The sequence below is a fragment of the Candidatus Neomarinimicrobiota bacterium genome, from assembly GCA_034716895.1.
Lineage (GTDB): Bacteria > Fidelibacterota > UBA8477 > UBA8477 > JABMPR01 > JABMPR01.
Genome location: JAYEKW010000103.1, coordinates 1 through 19,741, shown reverse-complemented (window position 1 = coordinate 19,741; position 19,741 = coordinate 1). Strand labels below are relative to the sequence as shown.

The following is a 19,741-nucleotide window of genomic DNA, read 5'->3' as shown; positions in this document are numbered from 1 at the left end:
CTTTTTGTTGTATCAAGTAGTTCAGCTCCTATCTTGCGACGCAATTTTCCGGCCGCGGTGGCGGAATTGGTAGACGCGCTAGATTTAGGATCTAGTAAGCTCAGCTTGTGGAGGTTCGACCCCTCTCCGCGGTACAAAGAGGCTGTCTCAACGTATGAAATGTACAATACAATGCAAAGAATGAAAACATAGTTGGGACAAAGTGTGTCTGAGAAAGCTCTAATCCGAGAGTTAAGAGATAATTTATGCAAACAGGATTTGATTAAGATCAAAGTTCTGGTTGATCAATTAGCTCAAACGAATGAGTTGACGCATCGGAAATTTCTCATGGAGATTAATCAAAATGACTCCGAATTTTCAATTATGGTCTTGGCCTATCTCAGTGACCCTTTATCCAATCAAAGTTTTGATTTGGATGAACTCTATAACCTATTGCTTGAAAAAATAATTGATCACCCTGATAGCTTGATCAAAATTCTCAAGGAAGAGGCCTTGGGGAATAAAGACATGTTGATTGATTTGGCAGTTGAAATTCAACCCTCAGGGGTTGTCTCAGCTTTGGTTAACCTTTACAAAGCTTGCTCCTCGGCTAACTGCCGGACCAATTCACTCAAAGCTATGGTTGAGATAGGATCAAGTGAAGCAATCAATGCGATGATTGCATTGGTCGATTTTAAAGACTCCCAAGGGTGGATTCCGATTGTGACCAGTATCGGAGCCGTGGAGAATCAAGGAGCCGTCAATGGCTTGAGTCAGATCATGGGTCACCACGAAGAACTCGATCGAACAATTCTCCAAACCTGTTATGAGATGAAGATTCCCAGTGCCCACAATGTCATTGTTGATAGTTTACACAGTGGATCGGCCTCCACCAGGAATCGAGCCAAGTCCCTGCTTCGGGCGAACCCTCGTAATTATATTCCACACTTAATGAATAATCTCATGTCCCCAGACACTGACTTTGTGATTCAAGCCCTAAATATGTTGGGCGAAATAGGTGATCCCCTCGCAGTTCGACCGATTAAAAAGGTTTTGCGACATTCACCAAAAGATCCGAATATTCGCTTTGCCGCGTATGAAGCACTGGGGTTTCTATCGATTGACAAAGGTTTGTTTACGATAATTAATGGCTTGTCTGATATAGATGCTTCCGTGCGGGTTGCTGCCGCGCGGGCTTTGAATGCCAATCACAATAAAGTTGTTCTCAAGGGTATCAAGAATCTAATTGAAGATGATGCTCATGAATGTGCGATCATTTGTGAAGCTTTCATCAATGCGTTTGCAGATGACATGGTGACTTCACTTTATCAATACGAAACTTTTCAGTCACAAGCAGAGCAATATCTGCTACAGGAAGCCCATCCTGACACACGGGACTATTATGCCGCTCTGTTTCTGAAAGTTGGGCAAAAGAATTGGGCTAATGCCCTGGATCCAGCTGAAAAAGAACCAAGCCAATCCGAGCTAAAAGTTGTGGTTGTAGATGATTCGAAGATGATTCTGAATATTTTCAGACAAACACTTCATAAACTTGATATTGACGCGAAAGTGTTTGAATTTCCTCAAGAAGCTTTAATATATATCGTGCAGGAACAACCAGATGTTGTCTTTACAGATTTGAATATGCCGCTTATGACTGGTGTTGAATTAACTCGGAGTATCCGAGAGAAATATTCGTCAGAGGAGCTACCCATTATTATGGTGACCACCCAGAGTGAGGGAGATGATCATGAGAGAGCAGAAAATGCTGGAGTCAACATGATCTTGAATAAACCATTCACTGTTGAACAAATTGATCAAGCAATCAAGTCTGTCAGGCAGAAGTAACTATTTAACTATGTCCAGGATTACAGATCATCAATCACCATCAGAAATTGAGATCACGATTTCTGCCACTGTAGATCATGTCGACCGAGCAGTAGTTTCTGTAAAAAAAACGTTAGCAGCTAAATTCTCAAATTATGATGATTTTTCACTTGAACTGATTCTACGAGAAACTTTGATGAATGCTGTTAAGCATGGCAGTGGGTATGATGCAAAAAAAAAGATATTTCTTAAGCTAAGCTGGGATGACCAATATTTTTATATTCAAATAAGGGATGAAGGCCAGGGTTTTTCTTACACTCCCGGGATTCCCAAAAAGGCAATTCCAGATTCAGAGAGTGGCCGGGGATTGCCTATAATAGAATATTATGCTAAGCAGATTCGTTTTAATGAAACGGGAAATGAAGTTAAAATCAAAACAAGAATTTCTAAACGAGAGCCCAACGCTTGACTATTAGACCGGCCCATGTTAACCGCAAGTATATTTTACGTATATAGCCACAAAGGTACTTAGGCTTACTGGACATGAATTCTAACATACCAGAGTGAATTATACCAAGTGGACCTCAAACATGCACTAAACTTCTGCATTTTTCCCGTTTTAGTGTACTTCGATGAACTCAGTATATCACACTTAATTTTTTCACCATAGCTATCGCTATACTTCAAATTATGAAGCTTCTAAACGAAAAAATATTTTGAACTTATAGCGCACCTTTGAAGCTGAATTTGGTATTATTCCACCTGCAATAAAGATCCAATTAAGCAGAGGTAAAATACAGTCAGAAGGAGACGCCTTCCATGACCTTATGGTGTTGGGATTTATCCTTGTATCAATATATCAGCATTGTCCTTGGGCGAAGCAAATCTCCCTATAGTCGCAAGATCTCATCGGCCCAGGTTATGGCATCTCGGTTGGCATCAAACAATTTGGATTGGGATATCTTATTGTTCAATAACCTGAGTTGATCGTCTATCTCGCCGTCCGTTTCGAGTAATTGAGAAAGCTTCAGGACATTCTGAATTTTAGTCTCATTACCCAATAGGGTGTCGATGATCTCATCTGACAGTGGCAGGTCAGCCACAATTGTTTCCATGGGTTTGTTAAACGCGGCATCCATCAGAGAAAAGATCCCAGTTAGGAAATATTCAGAACTTTGATCTTCCAGGCCTAATTCTTCACTTAGGATTTCGCAGAAACGACCTCTCAACAATGAAAGTTTCATCAATTCCTTCGGTTTATCATCTGATATGGAAGCCATGGTGAGCACTGTCGCCCATTTTTTAAAATTTACAAGACCGATCAGGGCCAGGGCTTGTCGCAGATTGGTGATCTCATGGCGAATACCCATTGAGACTGAATTGATGTACTTTAATAGTTTCATGGTTAAGCTAGGATCAGTTTTCAGGACATCAACCAATTCACCAAAATCAATATCTTGCTTATGAATCTTTTGCATCAATTGCAATTTAGATGCTTTTGATTCGGGGATTTGTTCTGACTCAATGATCTCTGGTTCTGCAAAGAAATAACCCTGGAACAAGGTGTATCCCCAGTCACGACTTGCTTTGAACTCTTTTAGAGTCTCCACCTTTTCGGCCAACAGGATCTTCCCCTGGGGCAGGTAAGTTTTGGCTAATTGCTCAACAGTATGCATATCGCTGATGGTGAAATCTACTTTGATGATATCAGCTAATTCGATCAATGGTTCCAGTTCAGGGGCATATTCAAAATCATCCAGAGCCAACGTGTAGCCCTGGCTTTTAATCATCTCAGCAGCAGTAATAATTTCAGCAGTCGGTTTAATGTTTTCCAGGAACTCAATCACGACTTGTTGTTTGGGGAGAACCCGCCACATCTCATCCAGAATCAGTTGGGTCGTAAAATTAATGAAACTTTTTTTCCCTGATGTGAGACTCCCAAATTCTGTATTATAAAAGGAGTTATTGATCACATGCGAGGTAGCTTCATCCTCATGGAGACTATCGAAAGCATGATCGACATCTCCACGATAGAGTAACTCGTAACCGAAAGTTACACCATTTTGATCAAGGATTGGCTGTCTTCCAACTATTAGCGACATGTATAAAGTACCTGTCCTTTTTGAATTGAATGCCTACGCTTTGAATATCTACGGTTCATTGTGATATCTTGAATATTTATTAAAATCATAGACATCGTCCCAGTGTCAAGTTAACCCTGATATATCGCAAGTGAGTCTCGTTCTTTTTGCGCCTAACTGCCCTTCGGCAGTGCTCAGGAACCACGTTGAATATTTGGATTATAGCTATACTTCGACAAGCTCAACACAAGTGGCTATGCTCAAAATATTCGCCTTGTTATCCCCAAAAACTCCTGCGGCTTCTTACCACACCGTGAGGAACAGACTTAACTTAACACTAGGTTTGAGAATCATCACCCAGTTGGTACCGGATTACATTGAAGAGGTGAATAGAACTATCCGTATCAATTTCAGTAAATTCTACGCCAATACCACCTGGTGAATTTTGCTCAGCCGGAATGGATCGCGTGACTTTCCCATTTGCTGTAATTATGATGGTTTGTTCCCCGGATTCAAGGTGGAGTTTAACTGTCCCTGTCGTACCAAGTGGAACGATGATATCTGATTCAAAGTATAAACCGCTCATGCTGATATCTTGTAGCTTTTTAGAGCGAATCTGATCCTCAGAAGTATTGAAATGGACATCCACGTCAAATGGAACACGGGAGCGTTTACGTTTATCTAAGGCCATTTTGTTCCTTAATTATATGTTATACTACGGGAATAATCCTCCCCGTGTAGAGGTGCTGCGTAGCAGTGTAGAGGTTCTATTGAATTGATGATCTTTAACATGATAATTTGGTCATAACACTACAAGTTCTTAATTCACCTCAACCCATTATCCGACACGTCGTATGGGAGCTACGACAGGAGGGTACTTCCAGTTTGCATTGTATAAAATTAATACTCATCAAAACGTATTCATGCAATTATTTTTCAAGTCTAGCCTAAATAATTCATAGCCACTAAGTCACCAAGACACAAAGTTTAATAAAATATATGCTTATCAAAAATTATCACTCACAGATACAAATAATACTGTTTAAAATGACCTTGTTCATAACTTTAATACTTTTCGTGACTTAGTGTCTTCGTGGCAATAATTCATGAATAATGCAGGCTAGATTGATCATTATTTTAATGCGTAAAATATTGAGTTCATATAATTTTGCTGCTGGAACCGATCTGAAATGCCCATCAGTGATTCAGATGCTCCAATCATGAGTGCCCCTCCAGGCTTGAGTTGGTTGGCAAGCTGTGAGTACATAATCTTCCGGTTATCCATGCTGAAATAGATCGCAACATTACGTGCAAGAACGATGTCGAATTTTGGCATTCCCAGAATAGGCTGGAGAAGGTTACCCTTACGAAATTGGACCATGGCTCTAAGGTCATCTTTAACTTTCCACTGATTGCCTTCTTGATTAAAATATTTTTGAATTTGCGCAGGAGCCATTCCTCGTTCGACTTCCACTTTGCTATAACGCCCGCCACTAGCTTGCAGGACAGCAGCGTCTGATATGTCAGTACCTCTCAGGGTAATTTGCCATCTTGAGATATCCGGGATGATCTCCTTCAAAACCATACCCACACTGTATATCTCCTGACCGGTAGAACATGCTGCGCTCCAAATACTCAGGGAGGGACGCATGTCCCGGGTTGTTTTTATTTTGTCAATCTGATCAGGAATGATTTTAAATTTGAGCAGATCAAAAGGTGCTTTATCTCGAAAGAAATAGGTCTCATTGGTGGTGATTGCATCAATAATGGACTTTTCGATACGTTTGCTGGCATCGCTACGGGCTTTGGTATAGAGTTGACTGTAGGTATCACATCCTATTGAATCTACGAGTGGTCCAAGCCTACTCTCAATCAAATATGCCTTGCTCTGATCGAGTACAATCCCTGTAAGTTTATTTACATAGGGAATGAATATCTTTATTTCACCTGGACTGATCTTTTTCATGAAAAAAATGTGTTTCTGTGGGTTAGACACGAATCCCACGAAGGGAACGGAACACATAATTGTCTATTTTTATGATCTAAATTCATAACAAATCATTCGTGAAAATTCGAGTTGATTAGTGCCATTCGTGTCCAGAAATAATCACTTTATTCCAGCCAAAATCTCTTTAGCAATATCTTCAAGGGTTATAATTTTGTCTACAACCCCAGCCTTAATAGCCTCCATAGGCATCCCAAAAACAGTACAGGATTGTTGATCCTGGGCGATTGTTTTGGCACCATGGCGTTTTAACAGGCGCATACCTGTCACACCGTCTTTACCCATGCCGGTCATAATTATACTGAGGACATTTCCTTTGTAAGCATTAGATAGTGAGCGGAATAAATAATCTACAGATGGTTTACAGTGGTTCTCAGGAGGATCATCCGTGATGACGATTTTTCCGTACCCAGTCTCTTTGACTACCTTCATTTGTTTTCCGCCAGGAGCTATATAAACTTTTCCCGGCTCAAGTTTCTGATTGTTGCTCGCTTCAATTATATCAAGTGGGCTGGTTTTGGACAATGAGTCGGCCAATGCCCGGGTAAATACAGGTGGCATATGTTGAACTATGACTACTGGTAACTTCAAATTTGCAGGTAAACGAGGAATAACTTTGGTTAATGCCTGTGGTCCACCAGTTGAGATTCCGATAGCAATCACCTCAGGGCGGATATGTTGCGTAATCTTGGCCATTCTGGATGAGATGGAATCAGCTTGTGGAGCTACCTTGGGTAGAGCTGGTTCAAGACTTGAACGTGCTCCTGATGTACGTCCGTTTAAAGCGGCTTGTACTTTAAATTTGGAAACGACTCCCCGAAGTATATTATTGAGCTGTTGTTTAATCTCTAATCGACTGGCTTCCATGGATGAACGGTCTGGCTTGGCAATAAAATCCATAGCTCCAGCCTGGAGAGCTTTCATGGTGGTTCTGGCCCCAGCTGTTGTGTGGGCACTGACCATGAGGATAGCCATATCCGGATTTTCTTTTTTAAGGAGTGGTAGAGCCTCTAAGCCATCCATTACGGGCATTTCAAGATCGAGAGTCACCAGGTCTGGTTTAAGCTGTTTGGCCTTGCTAACAGCCATCTCACCGTTTGCTGCTGTACCAATAACCTCAACATCTGGATGCTCACCAAGGAGATCACTTATGATTTTTCGATAAACAACTGTGTCGTCAACGACCAGTGCTCTTACTTTATGACTCAAATGAATATTCCTGTTTCCAAATTTATTTTACCTCCTTGATTATTTATCCTCACTAAAATCACATTCAGATTTCAATCGCTTATTGATCAAATTTAGCGACCATATCTCCAAGCTGATCACCTGTGCTTCTGATAGCAGTGGAGGTTGTTTTTAGAGTTTCACTGGTTTCCTGAACAGCACCTATATCGTTGTTCACAACTGAGATATTTTGAGCAATTTCCCGTGAAGCCTCAGCTGCCTGGCTAACATTATTTACGATATCATTCATCCCGCCAGTCGCCATACCAATGTTTCCTGCGATATCCTGGGTGGTAACATTTTGTTCTTCAACAGCTGTAGCAATGGTGTTTACAATATCATTTACTTTATCGATAACAGTTGAAATTGATCCAATTTCAGCAACGGTACCATCTGTACCGGACTGAATGGCTTCAATTTTTTCTGAGATGTCAGCGGTTGCATCATTGGTCTGTTTAGCCAACTCTTTAACTTCATTGGCAACCACAGCAAATCCTTTCCCTGCTTCTCCAGCACGAGCAGCTTCTATAGTGGCGTTTAGCGCTAACAGTTTGGTTTGTTCTGCAATCTCAATAATAGTTTCAGTAACCTTGCTGATTTCGCTGGCTGAGAGACCAAGCTGGTCAACTCGTTCACTGGCTGTGGCCACACTTTGAACTGCCTCAGCCGTTATTTCACGCGCTTGTTCAGCATTTTGAGCTATCTCAGAAACAGTTGCCATCATTTCCTCTGTTGCACTGGCAACGGAGTTCATGTTTTCCTGTGAGTTTTGAGAGGACTGAGCAATAGAATCCATATTTGTACTCATCTCTTCAGCCGCTGCTGCCACCATGTTTGATTGATCTACAATGTTGCTGGAACGGTCTGACAATTGACCGGATACAGTAGTGAGATCTGAAACTATGGCGCCCAGTCCTTCTGTTTCTGTTTGGACACCTCGCTGAATAACCTTTTGAGTATCATCATTTTTCTCGAGTTTCTCAAGAAACTGATTGAAGGAACGGGCCAAAATACCTAATTCATCATCTGTATTGACCGGAAGTCTATCTTTTAAATTGGCTTGACCGGAGGCCATGTCTTCAGTTACTGCATTCAGATTTTTTAGCTGACTGGTGATCATGTTCAAAATAATAAACCCAAAGTAGATGATCATAATAGCCATGAGAACAGCAGCATAGATCAAGTTTGTCATTGTGGATTGAGATGTTTTCAAAATGTCATTGGAATGTTCAACCAACGAGTTTGCCTGATAATCCTCAACTTGTTTTAAGATATCTATTCGTCGGGTTGTTGTAGCGAATGTTTCGATGCCTTTATAGCCAAACCGACCGGAGTTACTTTTTTCCAATAGAATGTTCCGAATTTTCACAACATCGGCGTTTTCAGGACCACTCATTTTTTGTTTGTAAAAATCACTTACACTTTGTTCAGCCTGATAAGCGAAATTGTTAAGGAGGGCTGCCTGGCCTTTCCAAACCATCATCCATTTTTCAAAAGTCGCCAGATCAATGGCTACATTTGCTGCACAAATCCCAGACATGAGTGCCCGTTCAATTCCTGCATATTCTTTAGCCGAGATAAAGTTGATCATGGCAGTAGCGGGAATAAGCAAATCTTTGTGCTTGGCCAATAAGCCTGCCTGCTGAAAAGACTTAACCATCAAGCTATTAATGGCTGTATAGTATTTAACGGCATCTGACTTTGAGATCGTCAAAGTAGTGACAGCATTTCGCTTTGAAGTAATATCAAGCAGGAGCCGTTTAAACTGAGACAAGTCATCTTTAAAATCCGGACTATAATCACCAGGATTAAAAGTTTCCTGGAATTTATTAAAATTAGCCAGGGCAGCATCAGTATCACGTTTTTGAACCTCGATTTCGCTACGCATCTGAGTTCCTTTACTACTGATTACAACAGCGCTGGCTCCCCGTTCCTTTTGCAATTCGTGCAATAAGCTGCTGGTATTGACAACATATTCAACCAGGGAATTAACCTTTGCTGTCACCTCTAGATCGTTGGACTTTTCACTCAGAACCATTGTCAGAGACACGAAAGCAGCCAAACTGGGAACGATGATAAGTGCCAATATTTTGGTTGAGATTTTGAATCGATCCAATAAACCGAATCCCTTGCCCAACTTGGTTGTGAAATTACTCATGAGAAAATCTCCTTGTGATTTTTATATATTACCCCGGTGGATATTAAACCAGCGGGCACCTCCGGTAATATGGGAGTTGTTCATACGAAGAATACCCGCCACATGAATAGCATAACTCTCCATTTATTTATTAAACTTTGCAACCATATCAGTTAATAGATCACCTGTATTTTTGATGGTAACAGAAGTTTGATTCAAGTTGCCTGCAGCTTCTTTCACATCACCAATGTCGGTGCTTACCGTAACAATGTTGGTTGCGATTTCACGAGAAGCCTCGGCTGCCTGGCTAACATTATTTACGATATCATTCATACCTGAGGTAGCTTGACCAATATTCCCGGCAATATCCTGGGTCGTTACATTTTGCTCTTCTACAGCGGTGGCAATGGTATTTACAATATCATTGACCTTATCTATAACTGAGGAGATCGACTTGATCTCCCCGATGGTGCCGTCAGTCCCGGATTGAATGGCTTCGATTTTTTCTGAGATATCAGCGGTTGCATCATTGGTCTGTTTGGCCAACTCTTTAACCTCGTTGGCTACTACAGAAAATCCCTTACCTGCTTCTCCTGCTCGAGCTGCTTCAATGGTGGCGTTTAGGGCTAACAGCTTGGTTTGTTCAGCAATCTCAATAATGGTTTCAGTCACTTTGCTGATTTCTCTGGCTGAGAGACCAAGCTGGTCAACTCGCTCACTGGCAGTGGTTACACTTTGAACTGCTTCAGCCGTTATTTCACGCGCTTGTTCAGCATTTTGGGCAATTTCAGAAACAGTCGCTGTCATTTCTTCTGTTGCACTGGCAACAGAGTTCATATTTTCCTGTGAGTTCTGAGAAGACTGAGCAATAGAATCCATATTGGTGCTCATCTCATTAGCCGCAGCTGCTACCATATTGGATTGCTCGGCTATACTGCTGGAATTACTACTCATTCGGTTGGTCAAATCCTGAAGCGTTGTACTTACCATCCCAAGATTCTCGGTGCTCTGTTGAACCTGAGACTGGACCTCAATCCGCTGTTTATCTGATGTTGAGAGTGTATGAGCCACTTTGTTAAGGGTCTTGGCTAATTCACCAAGCTCATCATTCCTTGAAATTTTCAATGCTTCCGAGTAATCACCATCACCTATTGCTATAGCAGCCGCATTAATATCCAAAATGGGTGTTGAAATATTTTTTGCCAATAACACAGTGAAAGTGATTCCAACAGCCATCACCAGGGAAAAGATTAAAATCACCCATTTCATTCGAGAGGAAATCTGACTTTCTAACCACACATCTTCCATCTGGTAGACGCCAACACCGACGGTTTTCCCAGAATAATCTTTGATAGGAAATGTGCTGAGATAAACACCATCAAATTTAACAGATGTGCGTTCATGTGATCCCTCGCTCAGCATTTCCTCAGTCACTTTTTCAGTGATAAACTTATCAGAAGAACTGGCAAAGAAGATGAAGTTACCTCTACTTTTTTCCTGAATGTCCGAATTGGCAGCAACTTTTTTCTTGAATTTTGTAGCTATTTCAAGCTGGTTCTTCTGCATGTAAATCGCAAATTCTTCATGTTCATAGATACGTGATACCTTGAGCAGACTGGAAATTGACAGGAGCGTTTCTACAGATCCGTAATAATGGCCATCTTCAGCAAACACAGGTGCCAGGCCGCGGATTACAAAACCACCTCGGCCAACCTCGATGCCAGTGATAGGTTTATGATTTCTGGAAATATCCAGGATCGTATTACGGAAAGAGGAAAGATCATCTCCGCCACTTCCATCCCAAATTCTTAGCAGAGATTGAGCCGGGGGTAGGTGGAAGTGAACCCTGAGATTTCCTCCCGTTTGGGAATCAAATGCGGCTTTGTTCTTTGTCATGAATTCAGATAATTGTGAGATCACTTCATCATGAGGCTTACCAGATTCGTGAAGACGGTAAGCTTCTCTTGTTATTGCTGAACTCGCATAAATTGAGGCTATTCCTAAGGCTTTATTACTGATCTGTTCAATGTCATTTTCCATAGTCCCTGCATTAATCTGGGTGCTTCGAGCAGAGAGCTGGTCCAAAATGTTTGAGAAGGTGAAATAAAAAGTACTCACGAAAAGGATGATTGTGCCCAACAGAAGAATTGCGAATGGAATGGTAATTTTACCACGTAAATTTAATTGCAATGCCATGAACAATTCTCCTATCTTTTTTTGTCTTCCAGTATTGACGCCCCCGCAAAAAGTCCCTCTCGCCCGCCTGCGTATAACTTCGTGCGGGCGGGCAGAGCGCGCAGAGCGTTGTATTGAGTTCATCGAAATGACGCGATGTGTTGATATATATGGATTTAGGATTATTCACTATATGTGGTTGTATTTAATGGATTTAGGGCACATTTTATAAATTCTCAGATACTTCTAGCGGTTTCGTCAGTATTAAAATGCCGGTAAAAGATTCACCAGCCACAATGAGAATCCCAGTAAATGGGATCGTGATTTTTTCCCTGATTTTTAGATTGCTAAAAATTCTCATCCTGTGATCTCACTCACTGTATCTTTTGTTTTCGCCCTAATTATTCATTTGTGCGACCATCTCAGTGAGTTGATCGCCAGTACTCCCAATAGCAGCAGACGTCTGATTCAAATCATCAGCGGTCTGTTTGACCTGGCTGATATCAGAATTGACTGTAGCAATGTTAGATGCAATCTCCCGGGATGCTTCAGCAGCCTGGGTCACATTATTGACAATATCATTCATACCAGATGTAGCCTGACCAATATTTCCTGCAATATCCTGGGTGGTTACATTTTGCTCTTCTACAGCGGTGGCAATGGTATTGACAATATCATTCACTTTACCAATCACAGTTGAGATGGAGGCAATTTCTTGCACCGTTCCATCGGTTCCACTTTGAATAGCTTCAATTTTCTGAGAAATATCAGCTGTAGCATCATTGGTCTGTTTAGCCAGCTCTTTGACTTCGTTGGCTACAACAGAAAAGCCTTTACCTGCTTCACCGGCACGGGCAGCTTCAATTGTGGCATTTAGAGCCAGTAATTTGGTCTGCTCGGCAATTTCAACAATCGTTTCAGTTACTTTACTAATATCCTTGGCAGCTGTACCAAGATGATCCACACGTCCACTGGCGGTGGCTACATTCTGGACTGCCTGGTTGGTAATCTCGCGAGCTTGTTCTGCGTTTTGGGCAATCTCAGCTACAGTGGCAGTCATTTCCTCAGTAGCACCAGATACCGAGTTTAGGTTTTCCTGTGAGCCTTGGGAAGCCTGGGAAATCGTATCCATATTGGTACTCATTTCCTCAGCAGCAGCAGCCACCATGTTGGACTGGTCCGCAATGCTCCTTGATTTTTCACCCATATCAGTCGCAACAGCTGTAAGTTGTGAAACGGCAGAATTCAAATCACCCGTACTCAATTGTACCTGGCTTTGAACTTCCTGTTGTTGTGATTTATTTGATTGAAGCGTCTTGATGACGCCATTAAGGATTTGTCCCATTTGGCCAAGTTCATCTGTAGTATTAAGATCAACACGGGCAGAGAAATCGTTTTCACCGACCAGGTTCAGGGTGGTAACAAGCTTCTCAATAGGTTTAGTTAAAGCCATTAGCGTAAAATAGCCAAGTAGCATGGCCAGAATAATACCGACAAATACAGCGACGGTAATGATCGTTTCAATTGAACGTGCTGTAGCATGAAATTCTACGATATCATTTTCTGCTCCAAGGCTAGCGGATTCAATACCAGCCTGGATAAGAGGTTCTAATTTACGAATAGTCCCTCGGAATAAATAAGTATTGTTTTTGATTTCTTCATCAATACGGGCAATTCTATCCAATCCTTCTGCATAGGCTGATATAAGGCCTTTCAGTTCTCTGGTGGTCGAAGGACGGTATCCACTTTGATCAATATGTTTATTAATAGTGACAATTTCGGCGGCGTGTTGGTCCAGATATTTTGATGTTCCCTCCTGCAGATAATTTTTTTCATGCCGACGTAACATGAGCATGTCAATCTCCAGACGGCGTGAGTTCAACTGCTTTAGTCTGGTTTCCAAGTCATTAATATTTTTCCGAAGTTCACCGACAAGTCCTTTATCGCCTGCGCCTTTTTCCAGTATTTTTGATGTAACCACATGAAATGCAGTCACATATTCTCCAGCCAGCTGGGCAATGATACTCAGATTCTCATCTTCATCCTGACTAATGTGGAGTTCTTTGGCTTTGTCTGTCAGCTCTATAAGAGAATTTATCTGCTGTTCAACTCTGCCGATATCTTTTGCATCTTTGTGCGCGAGGAAATTTTTTTCATCGCGACGAGCCTGGAGCATGGTAATATCAATCTGCCGGTTGATATCCTTGAGTTGGAGGAAGTGTTCTATTGTGTGAGTACTTTTGCTGCTAACTCCAGAAATTCCCCACACCCCCCCAATACCAATAAGGGTAAGGAGTCCGAGTGCGCTCCCAAAGCTAAAAATTAATTTAAATTTTACAGAAAGATTATTAAACCAGGTCATAATTTATCTCCTTATTCCTTAAGTTTACGTAAAACATTATAGCTTAATCTCAAAAGCCAGGTTACTAGTGTGCGGATGAACTGCACTGTCTGCATACATTTCATAATGAAGATTAGGTATAATCTTCAATCCTTTACCTGGTGAATAGACAGCACCTGCGATAAAGAGGCTCTCGCCATTGTCACTTGTTTCAGTATCGGGATTGAGCAGATCGTAACGATTAAAAACCTCAAACCCCTTTGTCAGGCGATAGTTTGCATAGGCTGAGATCAGCTGTTCAGTTTTTCCCAACCTGGAATCGTTAAGTATGTTAAATTCAGCACCAACTCTTATACCATTCCCTGCATAAGTGCCAAATACTCCGGTAACAAGCTTGTTTTTCTTTTCTATGGTTACCGAATCAACTTCAAAATCGTAAGGTTCATATGTTTGAACAGCACCAAGCTGGAAAACATCCTTTTTCCCCACTTTTGTCTCACCATAGATGGCCTGAACCGAGATTTTTTTATGGGAGTCATCTTCAGAATGTTTATATCCGGCACCATCTAAGATCATGGTATTGAGATAAATGGCACGGGCTAAAGTTTTTGAATAAGCTATTCCCATATCAGCTGAACTGGACCATTTATTGTGATCCATGGCTGATTTTTCAATGGATCGATAGCCCCAGTTTTTCTCCTGGACATTGGAAACATTCATACTTTGTAGTCCAATGGTCAACTTTCCCATGGGAGATTTCCAGTCAACTTTAGCATATTTCAAATACACATTAAAAGGGCTGCTTTTCGTATCAATATCAGTTTGGAATTTGTAGCTGATACCTTCGGATAATTCACGTTGATAGCTGTAGGATACACGATGAAACCCAAAGCCATTTGCGGCATCATCAGCAGTGTCGTGGGAATAGTCGAAAAATACGAGTCCAGCGGTTTTTCCATCTCCTGCGAATGCCGTAACAGCCAGTAATAGTAAGATCAATAAGACCCTAGTAAAATGCTTCATAATAAACTCCTTCTTCTAATATTCGGCTTAAAACTATTTTCTTAAATTGCTTTATAATTACCCACCTTTATTCTTCTCAATTGAGAGCAGATTATGAATGTCTAGTATTGAAATAAGAGCAGTATCAGTTTTTAAAATGCCGGTAAAATATTCTCCGGTAACCCCTGAGACGTTTGAGGGGGGTGGTTCAATGAGCTTTGGGTCAGCTACAACAATGTCATCGATACGGTCTACCAGGAGTCCCATGTTTTCACCTTGGGATTCCACGATGACGACTCGCATTTTCTCGTTCAACTCTTTTTGCTTGATGCCAAATTTCTGACGGAGATCAATCACAGTGACAATCTCGCCTCGCAGATTAATGATCCCCCGGACATAATCGGGAGCTCCAAAAGCTTTGGTGATGTCAACATGCTTATTGATCTCCTGGACATCGGCAATATCAAGACCACAGGAAATATCGGCGACCTGGAAAATGGTTAGTTCTTTGGCAGTATCATTTTGAGTCGTATTCATAACTTGGTCCACCATTATTTTAGGGCGTTTTACCGCAGAGTGCGCGAGGGCGCAGAGTTATTAAGGGTTTAATTTGTGCTGTTAACATGTTATCCAGGCTTGCAATAATTTGTGCGATGGCAGGAACTTTCTCCCCCCTGGGGAGATGTCCGTAGGACAGAGGGGGTGGATCCTTGAGCACTAGATCTGTGTTTCATCTGCCTGCCCAGCGGAGCTTGTAGAGCGAAGAAGGGTGGCACAAACATCACTCTCATGATTTTCCCCGACCATGCTCCAAATAATGCCCAATTCTCTCAATCAACTGTTCCCGGTCCAGTTTGATCAGGTATTCATCCAACCCAGCCTCAAAGCCTCTAGTCTCGGCCATCTCCCCGGCAACTGATGTACATGCAAGGATAGGCAGAGTATCCAAATCAGTGTTCTGGCGTAGATTCTTAGTCATTTCAACCCCATCCATATTGGGCATTTCTATGTCTGTGAGAATGAGACTTATTTCACTCGCATGTTCCTCAAAGACGCGAATGCCATCAACCCCATCCTCAGCTTCCAAAATCTCATATCCCGCATCATTTAAAACTGACTTAAAGTGACTACGGAAGAATTCGGAATCCTCTACAACCAGGATGTAGGATTTATGGGCATCTTCTGCCGCAGGTATTGAATCGGAGACCGCTACACGTTGAGGTACTGGCGTAGCTTCCGGCTCAGGAGTTACCAGGCCATATAAATCTAAAAGCATGGTTGTTTGTTCCATGATCCGTGCTGATCCCAGGATACCACGTTGACGGAAAGTCTGGTTGTCGATTTCAACTGAGATATCTATGGCATCAACAATCCCGGAAACAATAATTCCAACTTCCCGGCCACCTTGTTGAAACACAATAACATAGGGCCATTCTACATCTTCAATATTGCCAACTTTTGCTGTATCCTCTATTCGGAAAAGTAGCAGGTTTGCACCACGATATTTAATGGAGAGTTGACCACCAGGCGATTCGATTTCACTTCTATGTATTTTTTCAAGCCTGGAGACCAGACCAAGAGGAATAGCAAAATATTCTGTTGCAGCATTGCGGACAATAAGCAGGGACTGAGCATGCTTATTACTATCAACCTTTTTAGCAATGATCTTATCTTTGGCAGTATCCTTGACAGACCTTAGCGACATCATGTTGCTGATGCCAACAATATCAAGAATGAGTGCTGACTTTCCATCTCCCAGGATTGTTGCTCCAGCGTAAGCCTGTACATCACGAAGATGGTAGCCCAGCGGTTTTACAACAATTTCTTCCGAGTCCAATAGTTCATCAACCACCAAGCCGTAATTTATATCACCGGCATTTACAACAATAATATTAACAGCACTTTGTGATGATCCACGACGATCAGTGGGTTCTGAACGGTTTTCAGAATCCTGACTCTCTGCCTCTTCACCTACGATTGCATCTTCGATAGTTTTTGAGCGACGATCATGAATGATTTCTCGTTTATCCTCTACTTTGTTGCCAGCATTATTGATAAACATTTTTGGCATTCCGAGGATTTCACTCAGACGCAACAGGGGCAGGAGCTCATTCCTCAGGCGGATAACGCTGGCATTGTCAACCTTTTCAATCCGCTTTTTAACCTGTTCCGGGGGAATGCGAACCAACTCGACCAAATTGACTTGAGGAATGGTGAAACGTTCATTTCCGGTGGCGACTATGAGACTTGGAATGATGGCCAGGGTGAGGGGCAGTTTAACGCGAATGGTGGTTCCTACACCAACTGTTGAATTAATATCGATGGTACCACCCAGCTTGGTGAGGTTAGAATTTACCACATCCATACCCACACCTCGTCCAGAGATATCGGTGACTTCTTTCGCCAGGGAGAAACCAGGTCGTAGAATTAGTTTAACCAGTTCACTATCTGACATTTCCTTCACTTCGTTTGCTGTGAACCACTCCTTCTCAATGGCCTTCTCAGCGATACGTTGAGGATCAATACCACCACCATCGTCAGTAATTTCAATAATTACCTGACCTGCTTCATGATAAGCATTTAAATGAATCTTGGCGGGAAGTGCTTTTTCGGATTGACGGCGAACATCTGGCATCTCAATACCGTGATCTACAGAATTGCGGACTAAATGGGTCATGGGGTCAGCAATGGATTCGACGATAGTCTTATCCATCTCAACATCTTTTCCTTCGATCTCCAGCTCAATTTCCTTGTTGAGGTCTTTGGACATATCATGCACAATCCGTTTGAACTTATTGAACACAGTTCCAATAGGCTGCATTCTTGTGTTCATAATTGCAGTTTGGAGTTCGGAGGTAACCAGGTCTACCCGTTGACTTGATTTCTCAATTTGATCCTGGTTATGACCACCTATTGATTGCAACAATTGATTCCGGGTAAGCACCAGCTCTCCAGCCAGGGTCATGAGTTCATCAAGCACCTTAATATTCACACGAAGACTTCCAGTTTGGGCACTTGCAGCCTTTGGTTTTGATTTGTTAGCTGATTTTGCTGGAGTAGCTTTTTTTGCTGCAGGTTTGGACTTAACTGCAGGTTTCTCTTTTACAGGCTCAGGTGTGGGTATAGCAGGGGGGGGGGCAATTACTTCTGGTGCATCAGTTTTAATAGCTTCCTCCTCAACAATAGAATGGAGTACATTGTTTTCGTCAAGTTGATAGATTCGTTCAGCGGGAAGCTCCATGATGGAGTCAATTATATCAGGTCCCACAATGCTGGCAAACAAAATGCACATAGGCAAGATTATATCATCACCCATTTCATCCAAAGTTCCAACAGCACTTAGGTCTAACTCTTGTTTAATAATGCTGCCGGTATCTTCGAGTTCTTTGACAAACTCTAGATAATTGTGACCTTTGCGTTCGATATCACGCACCATATCAAAAATTGCGAAGTAAATTTCATTACCACCCTTTTTGAATTGGGAAAGATCCAAAGTTGGGATACTTATTGAGTCATCACTGTTAGGTATCTTGATATTGATATCACCTTCAGATATTGCTTGTTGCACTTCTTTATCTTCTGATAGGCTGTCGTCTAGTTGTTTGAGAGTATCATCAATTTCGATCTCATTACTTTCCAGGGCATTTTCCAGCAGGTGTGCCAGACGATCAGTACCAGCGAGTAAGACGCTGATAATATCTCCTGTGGGAACCAACTCACGGTTACGGATCATATTCAAGATGTTTTCCATCTTGTGGGAGAGTTCTTTGATATTTGTCAATCCGACAAAACCGGCTCCACCCTTGATGGAGTGGATTGCCCGAAAAACTTTATTTACAAGATCATCATCAATGTCCGCCCCCGCTTCCTCTATATCAAGAAAGTCAGTTTCAAGGCCGTTGATATTGTCGGTTGATTCTTCCAGGAATAATTCTAGAATTTCATCATTCTCAATAGGAGCCACGTTTACCTCCGAAGCTGTTTATTGATTGTTCAATACTTTTAACGAAAACAGGGATCTCGATTTTCCCTGGTTTGAGGAATATCCCAAAATAGAAAACCCAATTCGAACTTCGAATTGGGCTAAAAAGGTTTGTAGTAGGGTCTAGTGTCATGTCCAATCACATCGTTTGATCGGGTTAGCTGATATTCAGAAACTCGATAATCCCCATATTGGAGAAGAGCTGAGTTAAATCAGCTGAGAGATTAATAATGCTAAATTCGCCATCGGATTGACGGACGGAATTTCTGGTAGCTACCAGAACCCCTATTCCTAATGAGTCGATCAAGGTAACTTTGGCAAGGTCCAATCTAATTTGCAGTTGACCACTTTTAATTAACTCAGAAAATTCTCGTTTAAGCTCGTAAGTGGCGTTTCCAACAATATCAGCTTCGGGTGTAATAGTGACGGGCGTCGTGCTCATGGTGCGTTCTCCAGCTGTTATTTTTCAAAGTTGTCCCCGAATAAAAAATCCAGGAAAATGTTCATCAGACGATATGTCTCAAATCATGTGCCACAGAAACCAGGTAGCTATTCCAGGAATCGAAGCATAGCTACTATGAGCGTCGTTTTGTTAGAGAAAATCTTGAGGAAAATATTTTTATTTTCAGAAAAGTATGGACTGATAATGTATGCAGAAAGAATAGCCCAGTCAGGTATCAACAGGTGCGGAAGTGATAAATATAGAGTTACCCCTATTTATTCTAAAAAACTGAACCAAGTTTCGATTACAATAGGTGTCTCTTTATGAGGAAATATTTGCCGTATGACAAGTAAAGTATTCCTCCAGCTTTGGATATACTATTTAGTGTCCGTCTCTAAACTCTTTTTCTACAACGAAACAAACGGAATTTACAAAGATATTCATGGTTCGTTGTGGAAAACTGTAATAGTATCTGCATAATACCAATTGCAGTTCTAAAGTGTTCATTAAATTCAAAACATCACCCTACACTTTGCAAGTTAC

At 41.7% G+C, this 19,741-nt stretch carries 13 protein-coding genes and 1 tRNA gene; 3 read left to right on the top strand and 11 right to left on the bottom strand.

Going from position 1 to position 19,741, the window contains the following annotated elements:
* The first annotated feature begins 51 nt into the window (after positions 1-51).
* From U9Q77_06435 to U9Q77_06425, 3 genes are all read left to right on the top strand, one after another.
* A tRNA-Leu gene (locus U9Q77_06435) sits at positions 52-134 on the top strand.
* A 124-nt stretch (positions 135-258) separates the two neighbouring features.
* Entirely contained in the window at positions 259-1,827 is a 1,569-nt protein-coding gene (locus U9Q77_06430) for a response regulator (GenBank protein MEA3286995.1), read from the top strand.
* A gap of 10 nt (positions 1,828-1,837) precedes the next feature.
* Positions 1,838-2,275, top strand: a complete 438-nt coding sequence (locus U9Q77_06425; protein MEA3286994.1) for an ATP-binding protein — start codon at positions 1,838-1,840, stop codon at positions 2,273-2,275.
* Between the two features lie 421 nt (positions 2,276-2,696).
* On the opposite strand, the gene U9Q77_06420 is transcribed toward U9Q77_06425, so the two are convergent.
* The 11 genes from U9Q77_06420 to U9Q77_06370 form a co-directional block, all read right to left on the bottom strand.
* Positions 2,697-3,908: an HDOD domain-containing protein gene (locus tag U9Q77_06420; protein ID MEA3286993.1), complete on the bottom strand. Its 1,212-nt coding sequence runs from the start codon at positions 3,906-3,908 to the stop codon at positions 2,697-2,699.
* A 316-nt stretch (positions 3,909-4,224) separates the two neighbouring features.
* Positions 4,225-4,578: a PilZ domain-containing protein gene (locus U9Q77_06415; GenBank protein ID MEA3286992.1), complete on the bottom strand. Its 354-nt coding sequence runs from the start codon at positions 4,576-4,578 to the stop codon at positions 4,225-4,227.
* Between the two features lie 441 nt (positions 4,579-5,019).
* Positions 5,020-5,853 (bottom strand): protein-glutamate O-methyltransferase CheR, encoded by an 834-nt coding sequence (locus tag U9Q77_06410; GenBank protein MEA3286991.1) that lies wholly within the window; start codon positions 5,851-5,853, stop codon positions 5,020-5,022.
* A gap of 141 nt (positions 5,854-5,994) precedes the next feature.
* A complete protein-coding gene (locus U9Q77_06405) occupies positions 5,995-7,101 on the bottom strand; it encodes a chemotaxis response regulator protein-glutamate methylesterase (protein MEA3286990.1) in 1,107 nt (368 codons plus the stop codon).
* Positions 7,102-7,180: 79 nt separating this feature from the next.
* Entirely contained in the window at positions 7,181-9,277 is a 2,097-nt protein-coding gene (locus tag U9Q77_06400; protein ID MEA3286989.1) for a nitrate- and nitrite sensing domain-containing protein, read from the bottom strand.
* Positions 9,278-9,400: 123 nt separating this feature from the next.
* On the bottom strand, positions 9,401-11,452 hold the full coding sequence (locus tag U9Q77_06395) for a methyl-accepting chemotaxis protein (protein ID MEA3286988.1): 2,052 nt from the start codon (positions 11,450-11,452) through the stop codon (positions 9,401-9,403).
* 376 nt (positions 11,453-11,828) lie between these two features.
* A complete protein-coding gene (locus U9Q77_06390) occupies positions 11,829-13,793 on the bottom strand; it encodes a methyl-accepting chemotaxis protein (protein MEA3286987.1) in 1,965 nt (654 codons plus the stop codon).
* Between the two features lie 36 nt (positions 13,794-13,829).
* Positions 13,830-14,795, bottom strand: a complete 966-nt coding sequence (locus tag U9Q77_06385; GenBank protein ID MEA3286986.1) for a hypothetical protein — start codon at positions 14,793-14,795, stop codon at positions 13,830-13,832.
* Positions 14,796-14,852: 57 nt separating this feature from the next.
* Complete coding sequence (locus tag U9Q77_06380; GenBank protein MEA3286985.1) at positions 14,853-15,311, bottom strand: chemotaxis protein CheW; 459 nt, start codon at positions 15,309-15,311, stop codon at positions 14,853-14,855.
* Between the two features lie 250 nt (positions 15,312-15,561).
* A complete protein-coding gene (locus U9Q77_06375; protein MEA3286984.1) occupies positions 15,562-18,738 on the bottom strand; it encodes a chemotaxis protein CheW in 3,177 nt (1,058 codons plus the stop codon).
* A 175-nt stretch (positions 18,739-18,913) separates the two neighbouring features.
* On the bottom strand, positions 18,914-19,198 hold the full coding sequence (locus U9Q77_06370; protein MEA3286983.1) for an STAS domain-containing protein: 285 nt from the start codon (positions 19,196-19,198) through the stop codon (positions 18,914-18,916).
* Positions 19,199-19,741: the final 543 nt, after the last annotated feature.

Excerpts from the sequence above, each read along its gene's own strand:
- U9Q77_06425 (MEA3286994.1), top strand. The coding sequence starts at position 1,838 with ATGTCCAGGATTACAGATCATCAATCACCATCAGAAATTGAGATCACG.
- U9Q77_06420 (MEA3286993.1), bottom strand. The coding sequence starts at position 3,908 with ATGTCGCTAATAGTTGGAAGACAGCCAATCCTTGATCAAAATGGTGTA.
- U9Q77_06415 (MEA3286992.1), bottom strand. The coding sequence starts at position 4,578 with ATGGCCTTAGATAAACGTAAACGCTCCCGTGTTCCATTTGACGTGGAT.
- U9Q77_06410 (MEA3286991.1), bottom strand. The coding sequence starts at position 5,853 with ATGAAAAAGATCAGTCCAGGTGAAATAAAGATATTCATTCCCTATGTA.
- U9Q77_06400 (MEA3286989.1), bottom strand. The coding sequence starts at position 9,277 with ATGAGTAATTTCACAACCAAGTTGGGCAAGGGATTCGGTTTATTGGAT.
- U9Q77_06395 (MEA3286988.1), bottom strand. The coding sequence starts at position 11,452 with ATGGCATTGCAATTAAATTTACGTGGTAAAATTACCATTCCATTCGCA.
- U9Q77_06390 (MEA3286987.1), bottom strand. The coding sequence starts at position 13,793 with ATGACCTGGTTTAATAATCTTTCTGTAAAATTTAAATTAATTTTTAGC.
- U9Q77_06385 (MEA3286986.1), bottom strand. The coding sequence starts at position 14,795 with ATGAAGCATTTTACTAGGGTCTTATTGATCTTACTATTACTGGCTGTT.
- U9Q77_06380 (MEA3286985.1), bottom strand. The coding sequence starts at position 15,311 with ATGAATACGACTCAAAATGATACTGCCAAAGAACTAACCATTTTCCAG.
- U9Q77_06370 (MEA3286983.1), bottom strand. The coding sequence starts at position 19,198 with ATGAGCACGACGCCCGTCACTATTACACCCGAAGCTGATATTGTTGGA.